The following is a 16,453-nucleotide window of genomic DNA, read 5'->3' on the forward strand; positions in this document are numbered from 1 at the left end:
CCCTCAGGCGCTCTTCGGAGGCACAGGTGTGATTCCGAACGGCGCCAACCCGGCCGCTCCCCCATCCTCGGCGGTCAGCACCCAGACTCCCCCGTCGTGGCGGGCCACACTGTGCTCCCAGTGACTCGCCCGAGAACCGTCCGCCGTCACGACCGTCCAGTCATCGGCGAGGGTGCGGGTGTCCCCACCTCCCGTGGTGAGCATCGGCTCGATCGCCAGGCACATTCCCGCCTTGATCTTCGGTCCGTTCGACCGGGCGCGGTAGTTGAGCACTTCAGGTGCCATGTGCATGGCAGTGCCGATGCCGTGCCCGGTGAATTCCTCGACGAGACCCAGATGCGGATGGTTCTCAGTCACGAAGTCGTCGATGGCGTCGCCGATGTCGCTGACCTTCGTGCCGGTGGCGAATGCGGCGATGCCGGTCCACATCGCCGTCTCGGTGGCGACGGAGAGCAGACGGTCCGCTTCGGTGCCGGCATCATCGCCGCCGACGATCATCGTCAGTGCCGAATCTCCGTGGAAGCCATCGACGATGGCACCGCCGTCGATCGAGACGATGTCACCTGCTGCGAGGACACGACTGCCTGGGATGCCGTGGACGATCTCCTCATTCACGGAGATGCACACCACGGCGGGGAATCCCTGGTATCCCTTGAAATTCGACCGCGCGTCGGCGGCATCGATGACTGCTTCGGCCGCGGCGTCCACCTCGGTGGTCGTGGCACCGGGAACGGCCGCGGACCGGGCGGCTGAGAGCACTTGGCGTGTCAGCTGCCCGGCCCGGTGCATGAGCTCGAGCTCCGCAGGAGTCTTGAGCTCGATCCGTGGTCCGAAGATCATCGAATGGAAGACAGGATACGGTCAGTGATGTCGTTGACCTCTCCGAGGCCGTCGACCTGGCGCAGCAGACCGCGGCTGCGGTAGATGTCGGTCAGCGGCTGGGTCTGCTCTTCGTAGACGTCGAGGCGGTGGCGGATGACGTCTTCGCTGTCATCGCTGCGGCCCTCGGTCTGTGCGCGGGCGAGCAGACGAGCGACGACTTCGTCGGTGTCAGCAGTGAGTTCGACGACGTGTTCGATCGCCTTGTCTTCGGCCGAGAGCATCCGATCGAGTTCTTCGACCTGGGCGCTGGTGCGCGGGTAGCCGTCGAGCAGGAACCCGTCTGCCGCATCGTCCTGAGCCAAACGGTCAGCGACCATCGAGTTCGTGACCTCGTCGGGAACGTACTCGCCGGCGTCCATGTAGCGCTTGGCGAGCTTGCCGAGCTCGGTCTCACCCTTCACGTTCGCCCGGAAGATGTCTCCGGTGGAGATCGCCGGGACGCCGAGCGCCTCCGACAGACGAGCCGCCTGGGTGCCCTTGCCGGCTCCCGGGGGGCCGATCAGGATAATGCGTGAACTCATAAGGTGTCCTTCCAATGGTTGTCCGCTGAAGCTCAGCGTCAGGTCAAATCAGCGCAACAGTCCTTCATAGTGGCGCTGCTGCATCTGCGCATCGATCTGCTTGACCGTCTCAAGGCCGACGCCCACGACGATGAGCAGCGAAGTTCCGCCGAACGGGAAGTTCTGGTTCGCGTTGATGAGCACCAGCGCGATGAGCGGAATGAGGGCGACGAAGGCCAAGTAGAGCGAACCGGGGAAGTTGATGCGGCTGAGCACGAAGCTGAGGTATTCGGCTGTCGGTCGACCGGCGCGGATGCCGGGGATGAACCCGCCGTACTTCTTCATGTTGTCCGCGACCTCTTCGGGATTGAAGGTGATCGCCACGTAGAAGTAGGCGAAGAAGATCGTCAGCAGAGCGTAGACGGTGATGTAGATCGGGTGATCGCCGCGGGTGAAGTAGGTGTTGATCCATTCGACCCACTTCGACTCGGGATCGAAGAACTGCGAGATCAGGCTCGGCAGGTAGAGCACCGAGGAGGCGAAGATGACGGGGATGACTCCGGCCATGTTCACCTTGATCGGGATATAGGTCGAGGTGCCCCCGAACATACGACGCCCGACCATCCGCTTCGCGTACTGGACGGGCACGCGACGCTGCGACTGTTCGACGAAGACGACGAGCGCGACGAGGACCAGGCCGACCGCCAAGACGATGAGGAAGATGTCGACGCCCTGCTCGCGGAAGATCGCACCGAGCGAGGACGGGAACGCCGAGGCGACAGAGGTGAAGATCAGCAGCGACATACCGTTGCCGACACCGTGCTCGGTGATCTGCTCGCCCAGCCACATGATGAGGCCGGTACCAGCGGTGAGCGTGAGCACGAGGACTGCGATGCCCCACCAGGTGTCGTTGGCGATGAGGTCGGTGCAGCCTTCGACGCTGCCGAAGAGCGCACCCGAACGGACAGTGGCCACGAGCGTGGTCGAGTTGAGGATCGCCAGGCCGATGGTGAGGTAACGAGTGTACTGGGTCAGCTTCGCCTGACCGGACGCCCCTTCCTTGTGGAGGGATTCGAAGCGCGGGATGACCACGCGCAGGAGCTGCACGATGATGCTCGCCGTGATGTAGGGCATGATGCCCAGAGCGAAGATCGACAGCTGCAGCAGAGCGCCACCGCTGAAGAGGTTGATCATTGCGAATCCGCCCTCATTCAGCTGAGGCGAAGCCACACACTCCTGCACCTGGGTGTAATCGATGCCGGGCGAGGGAATGAACGAGCCGAGTCGGAAGATGACAAGAATGCCCAGGGTGAAGAGGAGTTTGTTCCTCAAGTCGGGCGTTCTGAAAGCCCTCCGGATTGCGCCGATCAAGCGTCCTCCTCGTTGGCGGATGAAAAGTCAGAGTCGTGGTCGCGACCTGGCGAATGAGACAAATACCTGCAAAAGACTATCAGGGTATGACCTCCAGACTGAAACCGGTCAGTGGCCCGACAGACTGGTTTCGGAGTGATTCCCGGGGTATTGCCGGGCATGCAGAGCCGGGCATGCAGAAGGGGGCGGTCACCGCAGTGACCGCCCCCTCTTTCAGCATTGAAGCCTCAGGCCCGTTCCAACGGATCCGATCAGGCTTCGCTGGCGCTTCCGCCTGCAGCCTTGATCTTCTCGGCCGCTGAGCCGGAGAACTTGTCTGCAGTGATGTTCAGAGCCACGGTGATCTCACCGGTGCCGAGAACCTTGACGGGCTGCTTGGGACGCACAGCACCCTTAGCCACGAGATCGGCGACGGTGACGTCTCCTCCCTCGGGGAACAGGGCGGACAGCTTGTCGAGGTTGACAACCTGGAACGTCACCTTGGCCGGGTTCTTGAACCCACGCAGCTTCGGCAGACGCATGTGCATCGGTGTCTGGCCACCCTCGAAGCCGTGCGGAACCTGGTAACGGGCCTTCGTGCCCTTGGTTCCGCGACCGGCGGTCTTACCCTTCGAAGCCTCACCACGACCCACACGGGTCTTGGTGGTCTTGGCTCCGGGGGCCGGGTGCAGATCGTGCAGCTTCAGCGAGTCGTTGTTCGACATATCAATCGACCTCTTCCACAGTCACGATGTGGCGAACAGCGTTGATCATTCCCCGGATCTCCGGGCGATCATCCTGCACCACAACGTCGTTGGTCCGCTTGAGACCGAGCGAACGCAGCGTATCGCGCTGGCTCTGACGGTAACCGATAGCGGACTTGCGCTGAGTAATCTTGAGCTTTGCCATCAGGACTTCGCCCCACTTTCAGCAGCTGCTCGCAGCAATGCGTGCGGAGCAACCTCGTCGACGGGAAGGCCGCGGCGAGCCGCAACTTCCTCGGGCCGTTCGAGGCTCTTCAGCGCGGTGATCGCAGCGTGCACGATGTTGATCGCGTTCGACGAACCCAGCGACTTCGACAGCACATCCTGGACGCCAGCGGCATCGAGGACTGCACGGACGGGTCCGCCGGCGATGACACCGGTACCGGGAGCGGCCGGACGCAGCAGGACAACGCCTGCGGCTTCCTCGCCCTGGACCGGGTGCGGAATGGTCTTCTGGATGCGGGGGACACGGAAGAAGTTCTTCTTCGCTTCCTCAACACCCTTGGCGATGGCGGCAGGAACTTCCTTCGCCTTGCCATAGCCCATGCCGACCATGCCGTCGCCGTCGCCGACCACGACGAGAGCCGTGAAGGAGAACCGACGTCCACCCTTGACGACCTTCGACACGCGGTTGATGGTGATGACGTGCTCGACGAACTGGTTCTTGTCGTCACGATCGTTGCGACCGCCACGCCCACGGCCTTCGCCGCGTCCGCGGCCCTGGCCGCCCTGTCCACCCTGGCCGCGGCCACGGGAGGAACGGTCACCGCTGTTGTCGGTGCGCGTCTCAGCAGTCGCCTGCTGTTCCTTGTTCTCTTCAGTGCTCATAGGGCCAATCCTCCTTCACGGGCACCTTCGGCGATTGCCTGCACACGGCCGTGGTAGGCGTTGCCTCCACGGTCGAATACGACGGCTTCGATACCGGCGTCCTTGGCGCGCTGGGCAACCAGTTCGCCCACCTTGCGGGCTTTGCCGGTCTTGTCGCCTTCGAATGTCCGCAGATCGGCTTCCATGGTGGAGGCCGAGACCAGGGTCTTGCCGACGGTGTCGTCGATGACCTGGACGAAGACATGGCGCGTGGAACGAGTCACTGAGAGGCGCGGGCGCTCGGCCGTACCGCTCACATGCTTGCGCAGACGAGCGTGACGACGCTTGCGAGCAGCAGCCCTGCCCTTGCCGTAGCTTTCCTTCTTGCCAAAGGCCATCTTTACTTACCAGCCTTTCCGACCTTGCGACGGACGATTTCGCCGGCGTAGCGCACACCTTTGCCCTTGTAGGGTTCGGGCCTGCGCAGCTTCCGGATGTTTGCAGCGGTCTCACCGACCAGCTGCTTGTCGATTCCGTGGACGCCGACCTTCGTCTGACCCTCGACGCTGAAGGAGATTCCCTCAGGCGGCTCGACGACGATGGGATGGCTGTAGCCGAGGGCGAACTCGAGGTTCGATCCCTTGGCCTGCACACGGTAACCGGTTCCGACGATCTCGAGGCCCTTGGAGTAGCCCTCGGTCACACCGACGATCAGGTTGTTGATGAGCGTGCGTGACAGTCCGTGCAGGGAACGCGATTCGCGCTCCTCGTCCGGACGCGCCACGGTGACGACACCGTCTTCGAGCGATACGGTGATCGGCTCGGCGATGGTGACAGACAGTTCGCCCTTGGGTCCCTTGACGGCAACATCCTGGCCGTCGACCTTGACCTCGACGCCGCTGGGAACGGAGATCGGGTTCTTGCCAATACGTGACATATTCTTCTCTCCTTCCTTACCAGACGTAGGCGAGGACTTCCCCACCCACACCCTTCTTGGCGGCCTGGCGGTCTGTCAGGAGGCCTGACGAGGTCGACAGGATGGCGATGCCGAGTCCGCCGAGAACCTTGGGCAGGTTCGTGGACTTCGCGTAGACGCGCAGTCCCGGCTTCGACACACGACGCAGTCCGGCGATGGAACGTTCCCGGTTGGGTCCGAACTTGAGGTCCAGGAACAGGGTCTTTCCGACCTCGGCGTCTTCGACGCTCCAGCCGGTGATGTAACCCTCCGTCTTGAGGATCTCGGCGATGTTCGACTTGAGTTTCGAGAACGGCATGCTGACGTCCTCGTGATAAGCCGAGTTGGCGTTGCGCAGACGCGTGAGCATGTCTGCGACTGGATCAGTCATTGTCATTTGGGCACTTGCCCTTCCTCGTTACGGTTTCCGCCCACATGCTGTGCTTGGACCTGCAACGTAGCGATTATTTTGTCTTGAACGGGAACCCGAGGTGACGCAGCAGTGCACGTCCCTCATCGTCCGTCGTGGCAGTGGTGACCACGGTGATATCCATACCGCGGACACGGTCGATCCGGTCCTGGTCGATCTCGTGGAACATCGACTGCTCCGTGAGACCGAAGGTATAGTTGCCGTGTCCGTCGAACTGACGATCCGAGAGTCCGCGGAAGTCGCGGATACGCGGCAGTGCCAGGGTGATGACGCGGTCGATGAACTCCCACATCCGTGCTCCACGCATGGTGACGTGGACACCGATGGGCTGGCCCTCGCGCAGCTTGAACTGAGCGATGGACTTCCGAGCCCGGGTCACGACCGGCTTCTGACCGGTGATCAGAGTCAGATCGTTGACGGCGCCTTCGATCAGCTTGGAATCGCGTGCTGCGTCACCCACACCCATGTTCACGACGACCTTGGTCAGTCCGGGAACCTGCATGGGGTTGGCGTAGTTGAACTCTTCCTGCATCTTCGCCACGATCTCATTGCGGTAAATCTGCTTGAGACGCGGTGCGGGACGGCTGGTGGTTGTTTCCGTCATCAGATCTCCTCCCCGGTGCGACGCGAGTAGCGAACCCGAACGGTCTTGGTGCGACCGTCGCGCTCGACGTTCTCTTCGCGGTATCCGACGCGGGTGGGCTTGTTGTCCTTGGGATCAACGAGCGCCACGTTGGACACGTGGATGGGGGCTTCGTGGGTCTCACGGCCACCAGCGGTGCCGCCGGCCTGAGTCTGCGTAGCCTTCTTGTGCTTGATCACGCGGTTGACGCCCTCGACGAGCACACGGTTGCGTTCGGGGTAGACGGCAAGAACCTTGCCCTGCTTCCCGCGATCGCCACCACGTGACTCCCGAGCGCCTGCGATCACCTGGACGAGATCGCCCTTCTTGATCTTGAGCTTGTTCGCCATGCTCACAACACCTCCGGTGCCAGGGAGACGATCTTCATGAACTTCTTGTCGCGGAGTTCGCGTCCCACGGGCCCGAAGATGCGGGTTCCGCGCGGCTCCTCATCGTTCTTGAGGATGACAGCTGCATTCTCGTCGAACTTGATGTAGGAGCCGTCGGGACGACGGCGTTCCTTGGCGGTGCGAACGATGACAGCCTTGACGATGTCACCCTTCTTCACGTTTCCGCCGGGGATTGCGTCCTTGACGGTTGCCACGATGGTGTCACCGATCGAGGCGTAGCGCCGACCGGAGCCACCCAGGATCCTGATGGCCAGGATCTGCTTGGCGCCAGTGTTGTCGGCGACTTTGAGTCGCGACTCTTGCTGAATCACTATTTTCTCCTGTCGTCGCGCTGGTTCTCACGCACAGGCGTGAGCCTTGCGGAACGGATTCATTGACATTTCACCCCGTTCCCGGTAGCCGCCCGCAGTCTCCAGGAGACCGCGGGCGGGACCGGGTGGGTGGGGTGGCGTTGGTTACTTGGCGCGTTCGATGATCTCGACGAGCCGCCAACGCTTCGCGGCCGAAAGCGGCCGCGTCTCGGCCACGAGGACGAAATCACCGATACCGGCGGTGTTCTCCTCATCGTGAACCTTGTACTTGACCGACTTGCGCAGGACCTTGCCGTAGAGGCGGTGCTTCATGCGCTCCTCGACCTCGACGACGATGGTCTTGTCCATTTTGTCGGATACGACGTAACCACGTGCAGTCTTGCGGGAGTTCCGCTCCGCAGCAGTGGCCTCAGTGTTCGCGGTCTCCGCCATCACTTGCCCTCTTCCTTAGCATCAGCGGGGTTCGGACGGATGTCCAGCTCCCGTTCGTTGAGCACGGTGTAGATACGAGCGATGTCGCGACGCACAGCCTTGAGGCGACCGTGGCTCTCCAGCTGGCCGGTGGCCGACTGGAAACGCAGGTTGAACAGCTCGGCCTTGGCCTTCTTGAGCTCCTCGAGCAGACGCTCGTTGTCGAAACCGTCCAGTGCGTCGATGGAAAGGTTCTTCGAACCGATTGCCATTCTCACTCACCACCTTCGCGGGCCACGATACGGGCCTTCAGCGGAAGCTTGTGGATCGCCAGGCGCAGAGCCTCGCGAGCAACTTCCTCGGACACACCGGCGAGTTCGAACATGACCCGACCCGGCTTGACATTGGCGATCCACCATTCAGGCGATCCCTTACCGGAACCCATACGGGTCTCGGCAGGCTTCTTCGTCAGCGGGTGGTCGGGGTAGATGTTGATCCACACCTTGCCGCCGCGCTTGATGTAGCGCGTCATTGCAATACGTGCGGCCTCGATCTGCCGGTTGGTGACGTAGGCGGGCTCGAGAGCCTGGATGCCGTAGTCACCGAAGGACAACGTCGTGCCTCCCTTGGCGGCGCCGCCCCGACGGGGATGGTGCTGCTTACGGAATTTCACTCGACGAGGGATCAACATATCTCAGCCCTCCGATCCGGCCTCAGCCGCGGGGGCTTCGGCATTGTTCTCAGTGTTACGGGCCTGGTCACCCCGGCGCGGTGCGCCTTCCTGACCACGTCCGCGGCCACCACGACCGCGCCCACGGCCACGCGGGCCACGAGCAGCAGGAGCCTTCGCCTGCTCAGCAGCAAGCTCCTTGTCGGTCATGTCGCCCTTGTAGATCCACACCTTGACGCCGATGCGTCCGAATGTGGTGTGTGCTTCGTGGAGACCGAAATCGATGTTCGCACGCAGGGTGTGCAGCGGCACACGGCCTTCGCGGTAGAACTCGGACCGGCTCATCTCAGCACCGCCGAGGCGGCCGGAGCACTGCACGCGGATGCCCTTGGCACCGGCACGCTGCGCGCTCTGGATCGCCTTGCGCATTGCGCGGCGGAAGGCCACGCGGCTGGCGAGCTGTTCGGCAACTCCCTGAGCGACGAGCTGCGCGTCGATCTCGGGGTTCTTCACCTCAAGGATATTGAGCTGAATCTGCTTGCCGGTGAGCTTCTCGAGCTGACCGCGGATGCGGTCCGCTTCGGCTCCACGACGTCCGATGACGATGCCCGGACGTGCGGTGTGGATATCGACGCGGACACGGTCACGCGTGCGCTCGATGTTGACCTTCGAGATGCCGGCCCGTTCGAGGCCGGTGTTCATCATCTCGCGGATCTTGACATCCTCGAGCACGTAGTCCTTGTAGCGCTGCCCCGGCTTGGTCGAGTCAGCGAACCACTTCGACTTGTGATCCGTGGTGATTCCGAGTCGGAATCCGTTCGGATTGATCTTCTGGCCCATTAGCGGTTCCCCTTCCGGCTCTTGCGCTGAGGCAGGTCGTCGCCGCTGGCCAGGACCACGGTCACGTGGCTCGTGCGCTTCTCGATGCGAAAAGCGCGACCCTGGGCACGCGGACGGAACCGCTTCATGGTCGGTCCCTCGTCCACGAATGCTTCGGAGATGACCAGTTCGTTCTCGTCGAACGCAACGCCTTCCTCGTCGGCCCGGACACGCGCATTGGCGATGCCGGAGGCAACGAGCTTGTAAATCGGATCTGATGCCGACTGTTCTGCAAACTTCAACACTGCAAGTGCTTCGGTCGCCTGCTGACCACGAATGAGGTCGATGACGCGCCGAGCCTTGCGAGGCGTGACGCGCAGGTAACGCGCCTTAGCCTTGGCTTCCATCGCTTCCTTCTCTCTTGTCTAGGATCGTAAGAGTGCCCCGCCTCAGCGGCGGCGACCCTTGCGATCGTCCTTTTCGTGGCCACGGAACGTCCGTGTCGGTGCGAACTCGCCGAGCTTGTGTCCGACCATCGACTCAGTGATGAAGACGGGGACATGCTTGCGTCCGTCATGTACCGCGATGGTGTGTCCCAGGAAGTCCGGGATGATCATCGAGCGACGAGACCATGTTTTGATGACATTTTTGGTGTTCTTCTCGTTCTGGCGAGCGACCTTCTGGTAAAGGTGCTCGTCGACGAAAGGACCCTTTTTGAGGCTACGAGGCATAAGTCAGTACTCCAATCAGCGCTTCTTGCCGGTCCGGCGACGGCGCACGATGTACTTGTCGCTCTCTTTGTTCGGCCGGCGTGTGCGGCCCTCCAACTGACCCCACGGGCTGACTGGGTGACGACCACCCGAAGTACGGCCCTCGCCACCACCATGCGGGTGGTCGATCGGGTTCATCACGACACCGCGGACGGACGGGCGATGGCCCTTCCAACGCATGCGGCCTGCTTTGCCCCAGCTGATGTTCGACTGCTCGGCGTTGCCGACCTCGCCGACCGTGCCACGGCAGCGCGCATCAACATTGCGGATTTCGCCCGAAGGCATCCGCAGCTGTGCGAAACGGCCGTACTTCGCCACGAGCTGCACGGACGAACCGGCAGAACGAGCGATCTTGGCACCGCCGCCGGGACGCATTTCAACTGCGTGCAGCACGGTACCGACCGGGATGTTGCGCAGGGCAAGGTTGTTGCCCGGCTTGATGTCTGCACCCGGACCGGCTTCCACCTGTGCACCCTGCTTGAGGTTCTGCGGGGCGAGGATGTAGCGCTTCTCTCCGTCTGCATAATGCAGCAGAGCGATGCGAGCCGTACGGTTCGGGTCATATTCGATGTGTGCGACCTTCGCCGGAACGCCATCTTTGTCATGGCGGCGGAAGTCGATGACACGGTATTGGCGCTTGTGACCGCCGCCTTGGTGGCGGGTGGTCACGCGTCCCTGGCTGTTGCGGCCGCCGCGCTTGGGCAGCGGACGCAGAAGCGACTTCTCCGGTGTAGACCGGGTCACTTCGACGAAGTCGGCGACCGACGAGCCACGGCGGCCCGGGGTCGTCGGCTTGTGCTTACGGATTCCCATGAGTCTTGTCCTTCTTTGACGAAGGATCGCTTAGAGCGATCCACCGAAGATGTCGATCGATCCGTCCTTGAGGGCGACAATGGCACGCTTGGTGTCCTTGCGCTTTCCCCAACCGGTGCGGGTGCGGCGGCGCTTGCCCTGGCGATTCAGGGTGTTGACCTTGGCGACCTGCACATCGAAGATCGATTCAATGGCGTGCTTGATCTCGGATTTGTTCGAGTCCTGGTCGACGAGGAAGGTGTACTTTCCTTCGTCCATCAGGCTGTACGTCTTCTCCGAGACGACCGGTGCGACGATGATGTCGCGCGGGTCCTTGAAGTTGAGACTCATGATGCGTCCTCCGATTTGCGGTTGCCGCTCAGGAACGACTGCAGAGCTGCCTCGGTGAACACGATGTCATCGGCGAGCAGCACATCGTAGGTGTTGAGCTGATCGAAGGTGAGCACGTGGACATGCGGCAGGTTGCGCACGCTCAAGTTGTTGAGCTCGTCGTCGCGATCGAGCACCACAAGGGTGTTCTTACGGTCGGACAGGCCGGCCAGTGCGGCCTTCGCCTGCTTGGTCGACGGTGCGTCGCCGGTGACCAGATTCTTCACGACGAAGACCTGATCGAGCCGTGCACGATCGGACAGGGCACCGCGCAGTGCGGCAGCCTTCATCTTCTTGGGGGTCCGCTGCGAGTAGTCGCGCGGAACCGGTCCGTGCACGATACCGCCGCCGTTGTACTGAGGAGCGCGGATCGAACCCTGACGGGCGTTGCCGGTTCCCTTCTGACGGTACGGCTTGCGGCCACCGCCGCGGACCTCGGAACGGGTCTTCGTCTTGTGTGTGCCCTGACGGGCCGCAGCGAGCTGCGCAACGACGACCTGGTGGATCAGCGGCACGTTTGCAGGCACACCGAAGACTTCGGCGGGCAGCTCAACGGAACCGGACTTGGCACCAGCGGCATCGATGACGTCGACTGTCTTGACATCAGTCATTACGTTCAGGCCTCCTTCACGGCCGAGCGAACGAGGACGACTCCACCCTTGGGGCCGGGAACGGCACCCTTGATGAGCAGGAAGTTGTTCTCGCTGTCCACGGCGTGGATCGTGAGGTTCTGGGTGGTGTGCTTGACAGCGCCCATACGGCCGGCCATGCGCATACCCTTGAACACGCGACCAGGTGTTGCGGCGCCGCCGATCGAACCTGGCTTGCGGTGGTTGCGGTGTTGACCGTGGGAGGCACCGACACCGGCGAAGCCGTGACGCTTCATGACACCGGCGGTTCCCTTGCCCTTGGTCTTCGCGGTCACATCGACCTTGATCCCGGACTCGAACGAGTCGACACCGAGTTCCTGGCCGAGCTCGTAGTCAGCAGCGTCTGCGGTGCGCAGTTCGACGAGGTGACGACGTGGGGTCACGCCGGCCTTCTCGAAGTGGCCTGCAGTCGGCTTGTTGACCTTACGAGGATCGATCTCGCCGAACGCGATCTGCACGGCGGGGTAACCATCGGTTTCCTCGTTGCGGATCTGGGTCACGACGTTGTTTCCGGTGGCCACGACGGTCACCGGAACGAGGTTGTTCTGCTCATCCCACACCTGGGTCATGCCCAGCTTGGTTCCCAGAAGGCCCTTGACCTTGCGGGTGGTCGGGAGAGCCGATGAACGAGTGTTCGCCATTGCTGCCTCCCTTAGAGCTTGATCTCGATGTTGACGTCGTCAGCGAGGTCGAGACGCATAAGCGAATCGACGGCCTTCGGCGTCGGGTCGACGATGTCGATCAGACGCTTGTGCGTGCGCATCTCGAAATGCTCACGGCTGTCCTTGTACTTGTGCGGCGAACGGATGACGCAGTACACGTTCTTCTCCGTCGGCAACGGCACGGGGCCCACAACAGTCGCACCAGCACGAGTGACGGTGTCCACGATCTTGCGCGCGGCACTGTCAATCACAGCGTGGTCGTACGACTTGAGCCGAATGCGGATCTTCTGTCCCGCCATGGCGTCGTCTCTTTCTTTAGTTACTTCCGGCCATCAACCCGCAGCACCCGAAGGTGACTGCCGTCTGTGCCGGCTGACCATGACCGACCCCCGAGGTCGGGCGTGTCGGCTGTTCCTGACGGAGAAATTCTCACTTCTGCCCATCAGCCGCCGACGGCGCTTCTACTCATTGGCTGCTCGGTCCGAACCCGCATGCTGCAGATTCATCGATCCGATAGTGTTCTGAGCTGTTCGCGGTATCTCTACCGCAGTGCAGGGGTCAACGCTCAAAACGCAACTTCACTATCTTGTCACATAGCACTTCACAGGCGCAATTCCAGCCATCGCTCCTGTGAGGGATCTCTCACGGCCGCCCTGCGCTCCGACCGGAGTCTTCGCAGGCCGATCGGGCCGGTGAATGCGGCAAGGGCCGCAGTCCCGAAGGACTGCGGCCCTGCCTGTGGTACTCGGTGAGTCAGATCAGGCGTTGATCTTCGTGACTCGACCAGCGCCGACGGTGCGGCCACCTTCGCGGATTGCGAAGCGGAGGCCGTCCTCCATGGCGATCGGCTGGATGAGCTCGACCGACATGTCGGTGTTGTCGCCGGGCATGACCATCTCGGTGCCCTCGGGCAGCGTGATGACGCCGGTGACGTCCGTGGTCCGGAAGTAGAACTGCGGACGGTAGTTCGAGTAGAACGGGTTGTGACGTCCGCCCTCGTCCTTGCTCAGGATGTAGACCTGAGCTTCGAACTTGGTGTGCGGGGTGATCGAACCCGGCTTCACGATGACCTGACCGCGCTCCACGTCCTCACGCTTGGTGCCGCGGAGGAGCAGACCGACGTTCTCGCCTGCACGAGCATCCGGCAGAACCTTGCGGAACATCTCGATAGCGGTGACGGTCGTCTTGGACGACTTCTCCTTGATGCCGACGATTTCGATTTCGTCGTTCGGCAGGAGCACACCGCGCTCGACACGACCGGTGACGACGGTTCCACGACCGGTGATCGTGAAGACGTCCTCGACGGGCATGAGGAACGGCTTGTCGACATCGCGCTCCGGCTCGGGAACGTTGTCGTCGACGGCAGCCATGAGATCCTGCACGCTCTTGACCCACTTCTCGTCGCCTTCCAGCGCCTTGAGAGCGGAGACCGGGATGACCGGTGCGTTGTCGCCATCGAAGTCCTGGCTCGAGAGCAGGTCGCGAACCTCGAATTCGACGAGCTCGAGGAGCTCTTCGTCATCGACCATGTCGGACTTGTTCAGAGCGCAGACGATGTAGGGCACACCGACCTGACGCGCGAGCAGCACGTGCTCACGGGTCTGAGGCATCGGACCGTCGGTAGCGGCCACGACGAGGATCGCACCGTCCATCTGAGCTGCACCGGTGATCATGTTCTTCACGTAGTCAGCGTGGCCCGGGGCATCGACGTGAGCGTAGTGACGCTTCTCCGTCTGGTACTCAACGTGCGAGACGTTGATGGTGATGCCGCGCTCCTTCTCCTCAGGTGCGTTGTCGACCTGATCGAAGGCGCGAGCTTCGTTGAGCTCCGGGTACTGATCCGCCAGGACCTTGGTGATCGCGGCGGTCAGGGTGGTCTTTCCGTGGTCAACGTGGCCGATGGTGCCGATGTTGACGTGCGGCTTAGTCCGTTCGAAACTAGCCTTTGCCACTGGGTTCCTCCTCGTGGTTGTCAAAAGATATGCGGTACATATCTTAGACCTTTTGTTGGTTATCTTTCATTCCGATGACCATGTTCTTGGTCACCGGGGCGACCGGATTCCGGAGATTACTCTCCGCCGCGCACCTTCTGGATGATCTCCTCGGCAACAGCCTTCGGGACCTCCGCATAGCTGGAGAAAGTCATCGAGTACACCGCACGGCCCTGGGTCTTCGACCGCAGATCACCGATGTAACCGAACATCTCCGAGAGCGGGACTACAGCCTTGACGACCTTCACACCGGAAGCATCGTCCATCGACTGAATCTGTCCACGCCGGGAATTCAGGTCGCCGATGACGTCACCCATGTATTCCTCAGGGGTGCGCACCTCGACGTCCATGACCGGTTCGAGAAGAACCGGGCTCGCCTTCTTGACGGCCTCCTTGAAGACCATCGATCCGGCGATCTTGAATGCCATCTCCGAAGAGTCGACATCGTGGTAGGCGCCATCGACCAGGGTGGCCTTGACACCGACCATCGGGTAGCCGGCCAGTGTGCCAAGCTGCATGGCATCCTGGATTCCGGCATCGACACTCGGAATGTACTCGCGCGGAACGCGTCCGCCCGTGATGGCATTCTCGAATTCGTAGATCGTATCGCCATCGACCTCGAGAGGTTCGAAGGTGACCTGGACCTTCGCGAACTGTCCCGATCCACCCGTCTGCTTCTTGTGGGTGTAATCGTATTTCTCGACAGTGCGACGGATGGTCTCACGGTAGGCGACCTGAGGCTTGCCCACATTCGCCTCCACCTTGAACTCGCGACGCATGCGGTCGACGAGGATGTCGAGGTGGAGTTCGCCCATTCCGCGGATGACCGTCTGACCGGTCTCCTCGTCGAGCTCGACCTGGTAGGTCGGGTCTTCCTTGACGAACTTCTGGATCGCCGAGGACAGCTTCTCCTGGTCGCTCTTCGTCTTCGGCTCAATGGCCACGGAGATCACCGGCTCCGGGAAGGTCATCGACTCAAGCGCGATCGGGTTGGCCGGATCGCTGAGCGTGTCACCCGTTGTGGTCTCCTTGAGACCGATGAAGGCGTAGATGTGGCCGGCGAAGGCCTCTTCCACGGGATTCTCCTTGTTGGAGTGCATCTGGAAGAGCTTGCCGACGCGTTCCTTCTTGCCCGAAGTGGTGTTGAGCACCTGTTCACCGGACTTCACATGACCGGAATACACGCGGACATACGTCAGCGATCCGAAGAACGGGTGTGTGGAGACCTTGAACGCCAGTGCCGAGAACGGTTCGTCCTTGGCGGGCTTGCGGGTGAGGTCCTCGTCCTCGTTGCTCGGGTTGTGTCCGATCATCGGAGGCACATCGAGCGGCGAGGGCAGGTAGTCGATGACCGCATTGAGCATGGGCTGGACGCCCTTGTTCTTGTATGCGGAACCGCACATGACCGGGAAGGCTTCCGACTTGATGACGAGCTCGCGGATTCCGGCCTTGACGTCGGCAGTCGTGAGCTCTTCGCCCTCGAGGTACTTCTCCATGAGCTCTTCCGAACTCTCGGCGACGTCCTCGACGAGCTGCGCACGGTACTCGACAGCCTTCTCCTTGAGATCCTCGGGGATCTCGATCTCGGTCATGTCCTGACCCATCTTGGACTCGTCCGGCCAGACGTAGGCCTTCATGTCAAGCAGGTCGACGACACCGGCGAATTCGCTCTCGGCACCGATGGGCAGCTGAATGACCAGCGGCTTGGCTCCGAGGCGCTCCTTGATCGTCTGGACGGTGAAGTAGAAGTCTGCACCGAGCTTGTCCATCTTGTTGACGAAGCAGACACGCGGAACGTCGTACTTGTCAGCCTGACGCCACACGGTCTCGGACTGCGGTTCGACACCTTCCTTGCCGTCGAACACGGCGACAGCACCGTCGAGGACGCGCAGCGAGCGCTCAACCTCGACCGTGAAGTCGACGTGACCCGGGGTGTCGATGATGTTGATCTGGTTGTCGTGCCAGTAGCAGGTCGTCGCGGCCGACGTGATCGTGATGCCGCGTTCCTTCTCCTGCGCCATCCAGTCCATCGTGCCGGCGCCGTCGTGGGTCTCGCCCATCTTGTAGTTCACGCCGGTGTAGAAGAGGATGCGTTCGGTCGTGGTTGTCTTACCGGCATCGATGTGGGCCATGATGCCGATATTGCGGACCTTGTTCAGGTCGGTGAGCACGTCAAGTGCCACGGTATCTCTCTCTCAATCGATGATTTGCTCGACTCCCCTGCGGCCCGGTCGGCAGCTCGCGCGGACGCTGTCCGCCGGCCGGGC

Annotated in this window: 25 protein-coding genes; all 25 read right to left on the bottom strand. The window is 62.0% G+C overall.

The features are described from left to right. Nucleotides 1-3 precede the first annotated feature (3 nt). Nucleotides 4-840, bottom strand: a complete 837-nt coding sequence (gene map / locus ACQE2J_RS14495; protein WP_135537109.1) for a type I methionyl aminopeptidase — start codon at nucleotides 838-840, stop codon at nucleotides 4-6. Then, a complete protein-coding gene (locus ACQE2J_RS14500) occupies nucleotides 837-1,403 on the bottom strand; it encodes an adenylate kinase (RefSeq protein ID WP_135537110.1) in 567 nt (188 codons plus the stop codon). The genes map and ACQE2J_RS14500 overlap by 4 nt, the downstream gene beginning before the upstream one ends. A gap of 48 nt (nucleotides 1,404-1,451) precedes the next feature. Then, the gene (gene secY, locus ACQE2J_RS14505; protein WP_135537111.1) at nucleotides 1,452-2,753 is read right to left on the bottom strand and encodes a preprotein translocase subunit SecY; all 1,302 of its coding nucleotides are present in this window, start codon (nucleotides 2,751-2,753) and stop codon (nucleotides 1,452-1,454) included. Between the two features lie 251 nt (nucleotides 2,754-3,004). Next, a complete protein-coding gene (gene rplO / locus ACQE2J_RS14510) occupies nucleotides 3,005-3,457 on the bottom strand; it encodes a 50S ribosomal protein L15 (protein ID WP_135537112.1) in 453 nt (150 codons plus the stop codon). A 1-nt stretch (nucleotide 3,458) separates the two neighbouring features. Next, nucleotides 3,459-3,641: a 50S ribosomal protein L30 gene (gene rpmD / locus ACQE2J_RS14515; protein WP_135537113.1), complete on the bottom strand. Its 183-nt coding sequence runs from the start codon at nucleotides 3,639-3,641 to the stop codon at nucleotides 3,459-3,461. Then, nucleotides 3,641-4,324: a 30S ribosomal protein S5 gene (gene rpsE, locus ACQE2J_RS14520; protein WP_135537114.1), complete on the bottom strand. Its 684-nt coding sequence runs from the start codon at nucleotides 4,322-4,324 to the stop codon at nucleotides 3,641-3,643. Before rpsE ends, rpmD begins: the two co-directional genes overlap by 1 nt. Further along, nucleotides 4,321-4,701 (bottom strand): 50S ribosomal protein L18, encoded by a 381-nt coding sequence (rplR, locus tag ACQE2J_RS14525; protein WP_135537115.1) that lies wholly within the window; start codon nucleotides 4,699-4,701, stop codon nucleotides 4,321-4,323. Before rplR ends, rpsE begins: the two co-directional genes overlap by 4 nt. A 2-nt stretch (nucleotides 4,702-4,703) precedes the next feature. Further along, nucleotides 4,704-5,240 (bottom strand): 50S ribosomal protein L6, encoded by a 537-nt coding sequence (gene rplF, locus ACQE2J_RS14530; protein WP_135537116.1) that lies wholly within the window; start codon nucleotides 5,238-5,240, stop codon nucleotides 4,704-4,706. A 16-nt stretch (nucleotides 5,241-5,256) separates the two neighbouring features. Beyond that, the gene (rpsH, locus tag ACQE2J_RS14535; RefSeq protein ID WP_135537117.1) at nucleotides 5,257-5,655 is read right to left on the bottom strand and encodes a 30S ribosomal protein S8; all 399 of its coding nucleotides are present in this window, start codon (nucleotides 5,653-5,655) and stop codon (nucleotides 5,257-5,259) included. Nucleotides 5,656-5,722: 67 nt separating this feature from the next. After that, the gene (rplE, locus tag ACQE2J_RS14540; protein ID WP_135537118.1) at nucleotides 5,723-6,292 is read right to left on the bottom strand and encodes a 50S ribosomal protein L5; all 570 of its coding nucleotides are present in this window, start codon (nucleotides 6,290-6,292) and stop codon (nucleotides 5,723-5,725) included. After that, a complete protein-coding gene (gene rplX, locus ACQE2J_RS14545) occupies nucleotides 6,292-6,660 on the bottom strand; it encodes a 50S ribosomal protein L24 (RefSeq protein ID WP_135537119.1) in 369 nt (122 codons plus the stop codon). The genes rplE and rplX overlap by 1 nt, the downstream gene beginning before the upstream one ends. A 2-nt stretch (nucleotides 6,661-6,662) precedes the next feature. After that, nucleotides 6,663-7,031 carry a 50S ribosomal protein L14 gene (rplN, locus tag ACQE2J_RS14550; protein ID WP_135537120.1) on the bottom strand — a complete coding sequence of 123 codons (369 nt, stop codon included), beginning with the start codon at nucleotides 7,029-7,031 and terminating at the stop codon, nucleotides 6,663-6,665. Nucleotides 7,032-7,175: 144 nt separating this feature from the next. Continuing rightward, nucleotides 7,176-7,463: a 30S ribosomal protein S17 gene (gene rpsQ / locus ACQE2J_RS14555; RefSeq protein ID WP_135537121.1), complete on the bottom strand. Its 288-nt coding sequence runs from the start codon at nucleotides 7,461-7,463 to the stop codon at nucleotides 7,176-7,178. Beyond that, nucleotides 7,463-7,714 carry a 50S ribosomal protein L29 gene (rpmC, locus tag ACQE2J_RS14560; protein WP_135537474.1) on the bottom strand — a complete coding sequence of 84 codons (252 nt, stop codon included), beginning with the start codon at nucleotides 7,712-7,714 and terminating at the stop codon, nucleotides 7,463-7,465. The genes rpsQ and rpmC overlap by 1 nt, the downstream gene beginning before the upstream one ends. Before the next feature lie 2 nt (nucleotides 7,715-7,716). Next, nucleotides 7,717-8,133 carry a 50S ribosomal protein L16 gene (gene rplP, locus ACQE2J_RS14565; RefSeq protein WP_426936523.1) on the bottom strand — a complete coding sequence of 139 codons (417 nt, stop codon included), beginning with the start codon at nucleotides 8,131-8,133 and terminating at the stop codon, nucleotides 7,717-7,719. A 3-nt stretch (nucleotides 8,134-8,136) separates the two neighbouring features. Then, nucleotides 8,137-8,952, bottom strand: a complete 816-nt coding sequence (rpsC, locus tag ACQE2J_RS14570) for a 30S ribosomal protein S3 (RefSeq protein WP_135537123.1) — start codon at nucleotides 8,950-8,952, stop codon at nucleotides 8,137-8,139. Continuing rightward, nucleotides 8,952-9,338, bottom strand: a complete 387-nt coding sequence (gene rplV / locus ACQE2J_RS14575) for a 50S ribosomal protein L22 (protein ID WP_025777926.1) — start codon at nucleotides 9,336-9,338, stop codon at nucleotides 8,952-8,954. The genes rpsC and rplV overlap by 1 nt, the downstream gene beginning before the upstream one ends. A gap of 42 nt (nucleotides 9,339-9,380) precedes the next feature. Beyond that, nucleotides 9,381-9,662 (bottom strand): 30S ribosomal protein S19, encoded by a 282-nt coding sequence (rpsS, locus tag ACQE2J_RS14580; protein WP_135537125.1) that lies wholly within the window; start codon nucleotides 9,660-9,662, stop codon nucleotides 9,381-9,383. A 15-nt stretch (nucleotides 9,663-9,677) separates the two neighbouring features. Further along, nucleotides 9,678-10,514, bottom strand: a complete 837-nt coding sequence (gene rplB, locus ACQE2J_RS14585; protein WP_135537126.1) for a 50S ribosomal protein L2 — start codon at nucleotides 10,512-10,514, stop codon at nucleotides 9,678-9,680. Between the two features lie 30 nt (nucleotides 10,515-10,544). After that, nucleotides 10,545-10,844: a 50S ribosomal protein L23 gene (gene rplW / locus ACQE2J_RS14590; protein WP_135537127.1), complete on the bottom strand. Its 300-nt coding sequence runs from the start codon at nucleotides 10,842-10,844 to the stop codon at nucleotides 10,545-10,547. Beyond that, nucleotides 10,841-11,494 carry a 50S ribosomal protein L4 gene (gene rplD / locus ACQE2J_RS14595; RefSeq protein WP_135537128.1) on the bottom strand — a complete coding sequence of 218 codons (654 nt, stop codon included), beginning with the start codon at nucleotides 11,492-11,494 and terminating at the stop codon, nucleotides 10,841-10,843. Before rplD ends, rplW begins: the two co-directional genes overlap by 4 nt. 5 nt (nucleotides 11,495-11,499) lie before the next feature. Next, nucleotides 11,500-12,174: a 50S ribosomal protein L3 gene (gene rplC / locus ACQE2J_RS14600; protein WP_135537129.1), complete on the bottom strand. Its 675-nt coding sequence runs from the start codon at nucleotides 12,172-12,174 to the stop codon at nucleotides 11,500-11,502. A gap of 11 nt (nucleotides 12,175-12,185) precedes the next feature. Further along, a complete protein-coding gene (gene rpsJ, locus ACQE2J_RS14605; RefSeq protein ID WP_009379191.1) occupies nucleotides 12,186-12,494 on the bottom strand; it encodes a 30S ribosomal protein S10 in 309 nt (102 codons plus the stop codon). 459 nt (nucleotides 12,495-12,953) lie between these two features. Continuing rightward, entirely contained in the window at nucleotides 12,954-14,147 is a 1,194-nt protein-coding gene (gene tuf, locus ACQE2J_RS14610; protein ID WP_135537130.1) for an elongation factor Tu, read from the bottom strand. 116 nt (nucleotides 14,148-14,263) lie between these two features. Continuing rightward, complete coding sequence (gene fusA, locus ACQE2J_RS14615; RefSeq protein WP_425120276.1) at nucleotides 14,264-16,369, bottom strand: elongation factor G; 2,106 nt, start codon at nucleotides 16,367-16,369, stop codon at nucleotides 14,264-14,266. Nucleotides 16,370-16,453: the final 84 nt, after the last annotated feature.

Origin of the sequence: Brevibacterium sp. LE-L (assembly GCF_050214925.1) — a bacterium.
Classification (GTDB): domain Bacteria; phylum Actinomycetota; class Actinomycetes; order Actinomycetales; family Brevibacteriaceae; genus Brevibacterium.

Bases quoted from the DNA above. Each gene is read 5' to 3' on its own strand.
- rpsE (WP_135537114.1), bottom strand. From the start codon at position 4,324: ATGAGCACTGAAGAGAACAAGGAACAGCAGGCGACTGCTGAGACGCGC.
- rplP (WP_426936523.1), bottom strand. From the start codon at position 8,133: ATGTTGATCCCTCGTCGAGTGAAATTCCGTAAGCAGCACCATCCCCGT.
- rplB (WP_135537126.1), bottom strand. From the start codon at position 10,514: ATGGGAATCCGTAAGCACAAGCCGACGACCCCGGGCCGCCGTGGCTCG.
- ACQE2J_RS14500 (WP_135537110.1), bottom strand. From the start codon at position 1,403: ATGAGTTCACGCATTATCCTGATCGGCCCCCCGGGAGCCGGCAAGGGC.
- rplF (WP_135537116.1), bottom strand. From the start codon at position 5,240: ATGTCACGTATTGGCAAGAACCCGATCTCCGTTCCCAGCGGCGTCGAG.
- rpsH (WP_135537117.1), bottom strand. From the start codon at position 5,655: ATGACAATGACTGATCCAGTCGCAGACATGCTCACGCGTCTGCGCAAC.
- rplX (WP_135537119.1), bottom strand. From the start codon at position 6,660: ATGGCGAACAAGCTCAAGATCAAGAAGGGCGATCTCGTCCAGGTGATC.
- rplV (WP_025777926.1), bottom strand. From the start codon at position 9,338: ATGGAAGCCAAGGCTAAGGCGCGTTACCTGCGCGTCACGCCTCGCAAG.
- rpsC (WP_135537123.1), bottom strand. From the start codon at position 8,952: ATGGGCCAGAAGATCAATCCGAACGGATTCCGACTCGGAATCACCACG.
- rplR (WP_135537115.1), bottom strand. From the start codon at position 4,701: ATGGCCTTTGGCAAGAAGGAAAGCTACGGCAAGGGCAGGGCTGCTGCT.
- rplW (WP_135537127.1), bottom strand. From the start codon at position 10,844: ATGAGTCTCAACTTCAAGGACCCGCGCGACATCATCGTCGCACCGGTC.
- rpsQ (WP_135537121.1), bottom strand. From the start codon at position 7,463: ATGGCGGAGACCGCGAACACTGAGGCCACTGCTGCGGAGCGGAACTCC.
- rplD (WP_135537128.1), bottom strand. From the start codon at position 11,494: ATGACTGATGTCAAGACAGTCGACGTCATCGATGCCGCTGGTGCCAAG.
- rpsS (WP_135537125.1), bottom strand. From the start codon at position 9,662: ATGCCTCGTAGCCTCAAAAAGGGTCCTTTCGTCGACGAGCACCTTTAC.
- rplC (WP_135537129.1), bottom strand. From the start codon at position 12,174: ATGGCGAACACTCGTTCATCGGCTCTCCCGACCACCCGCAAGGTCAAG.
- rplO (WP_135537112.1), bottom strand. From the start codon at position 3,457: ATGTCGAACAACGACTCGCTGAAGCTGCACGATCTGCACCCGGCCCCC.
- rplE (WP_135537118.1), bottom strand. From the start codon at position 6,292: ATGACGGAAACAACCACCAGCCGTCCCGCACCGCGTCTCAAGCAGATT.
- map (WP_135537109.1), bottom strand. From the start codon at position 840: ATGATCTTCGGACCACGGATCGAGCTCAAGACTCCTGCGGAGCTCGAG.
- rpsJ (WP_009379191.1), bottom strand. From the start codon at position 12,494: ATGGCGGGACAGAAGATCCGCATTCGGCTCAAGTCGTACGACCACGCT.
- rpmD (WP_135537113.1), bottom strand. From the start codon at position 3,641: ATGGCAAAGCTCAAGATTACTCAGCGCAAGTCCGCTATCGGTTACCGT.
- rpmC (WP_135537474.1), bottom strand. From the start codon at position 7,714: ATGGCAATCGGTTCGAAGAACCTTTCCATCGACGCACTGGACGGTTTC.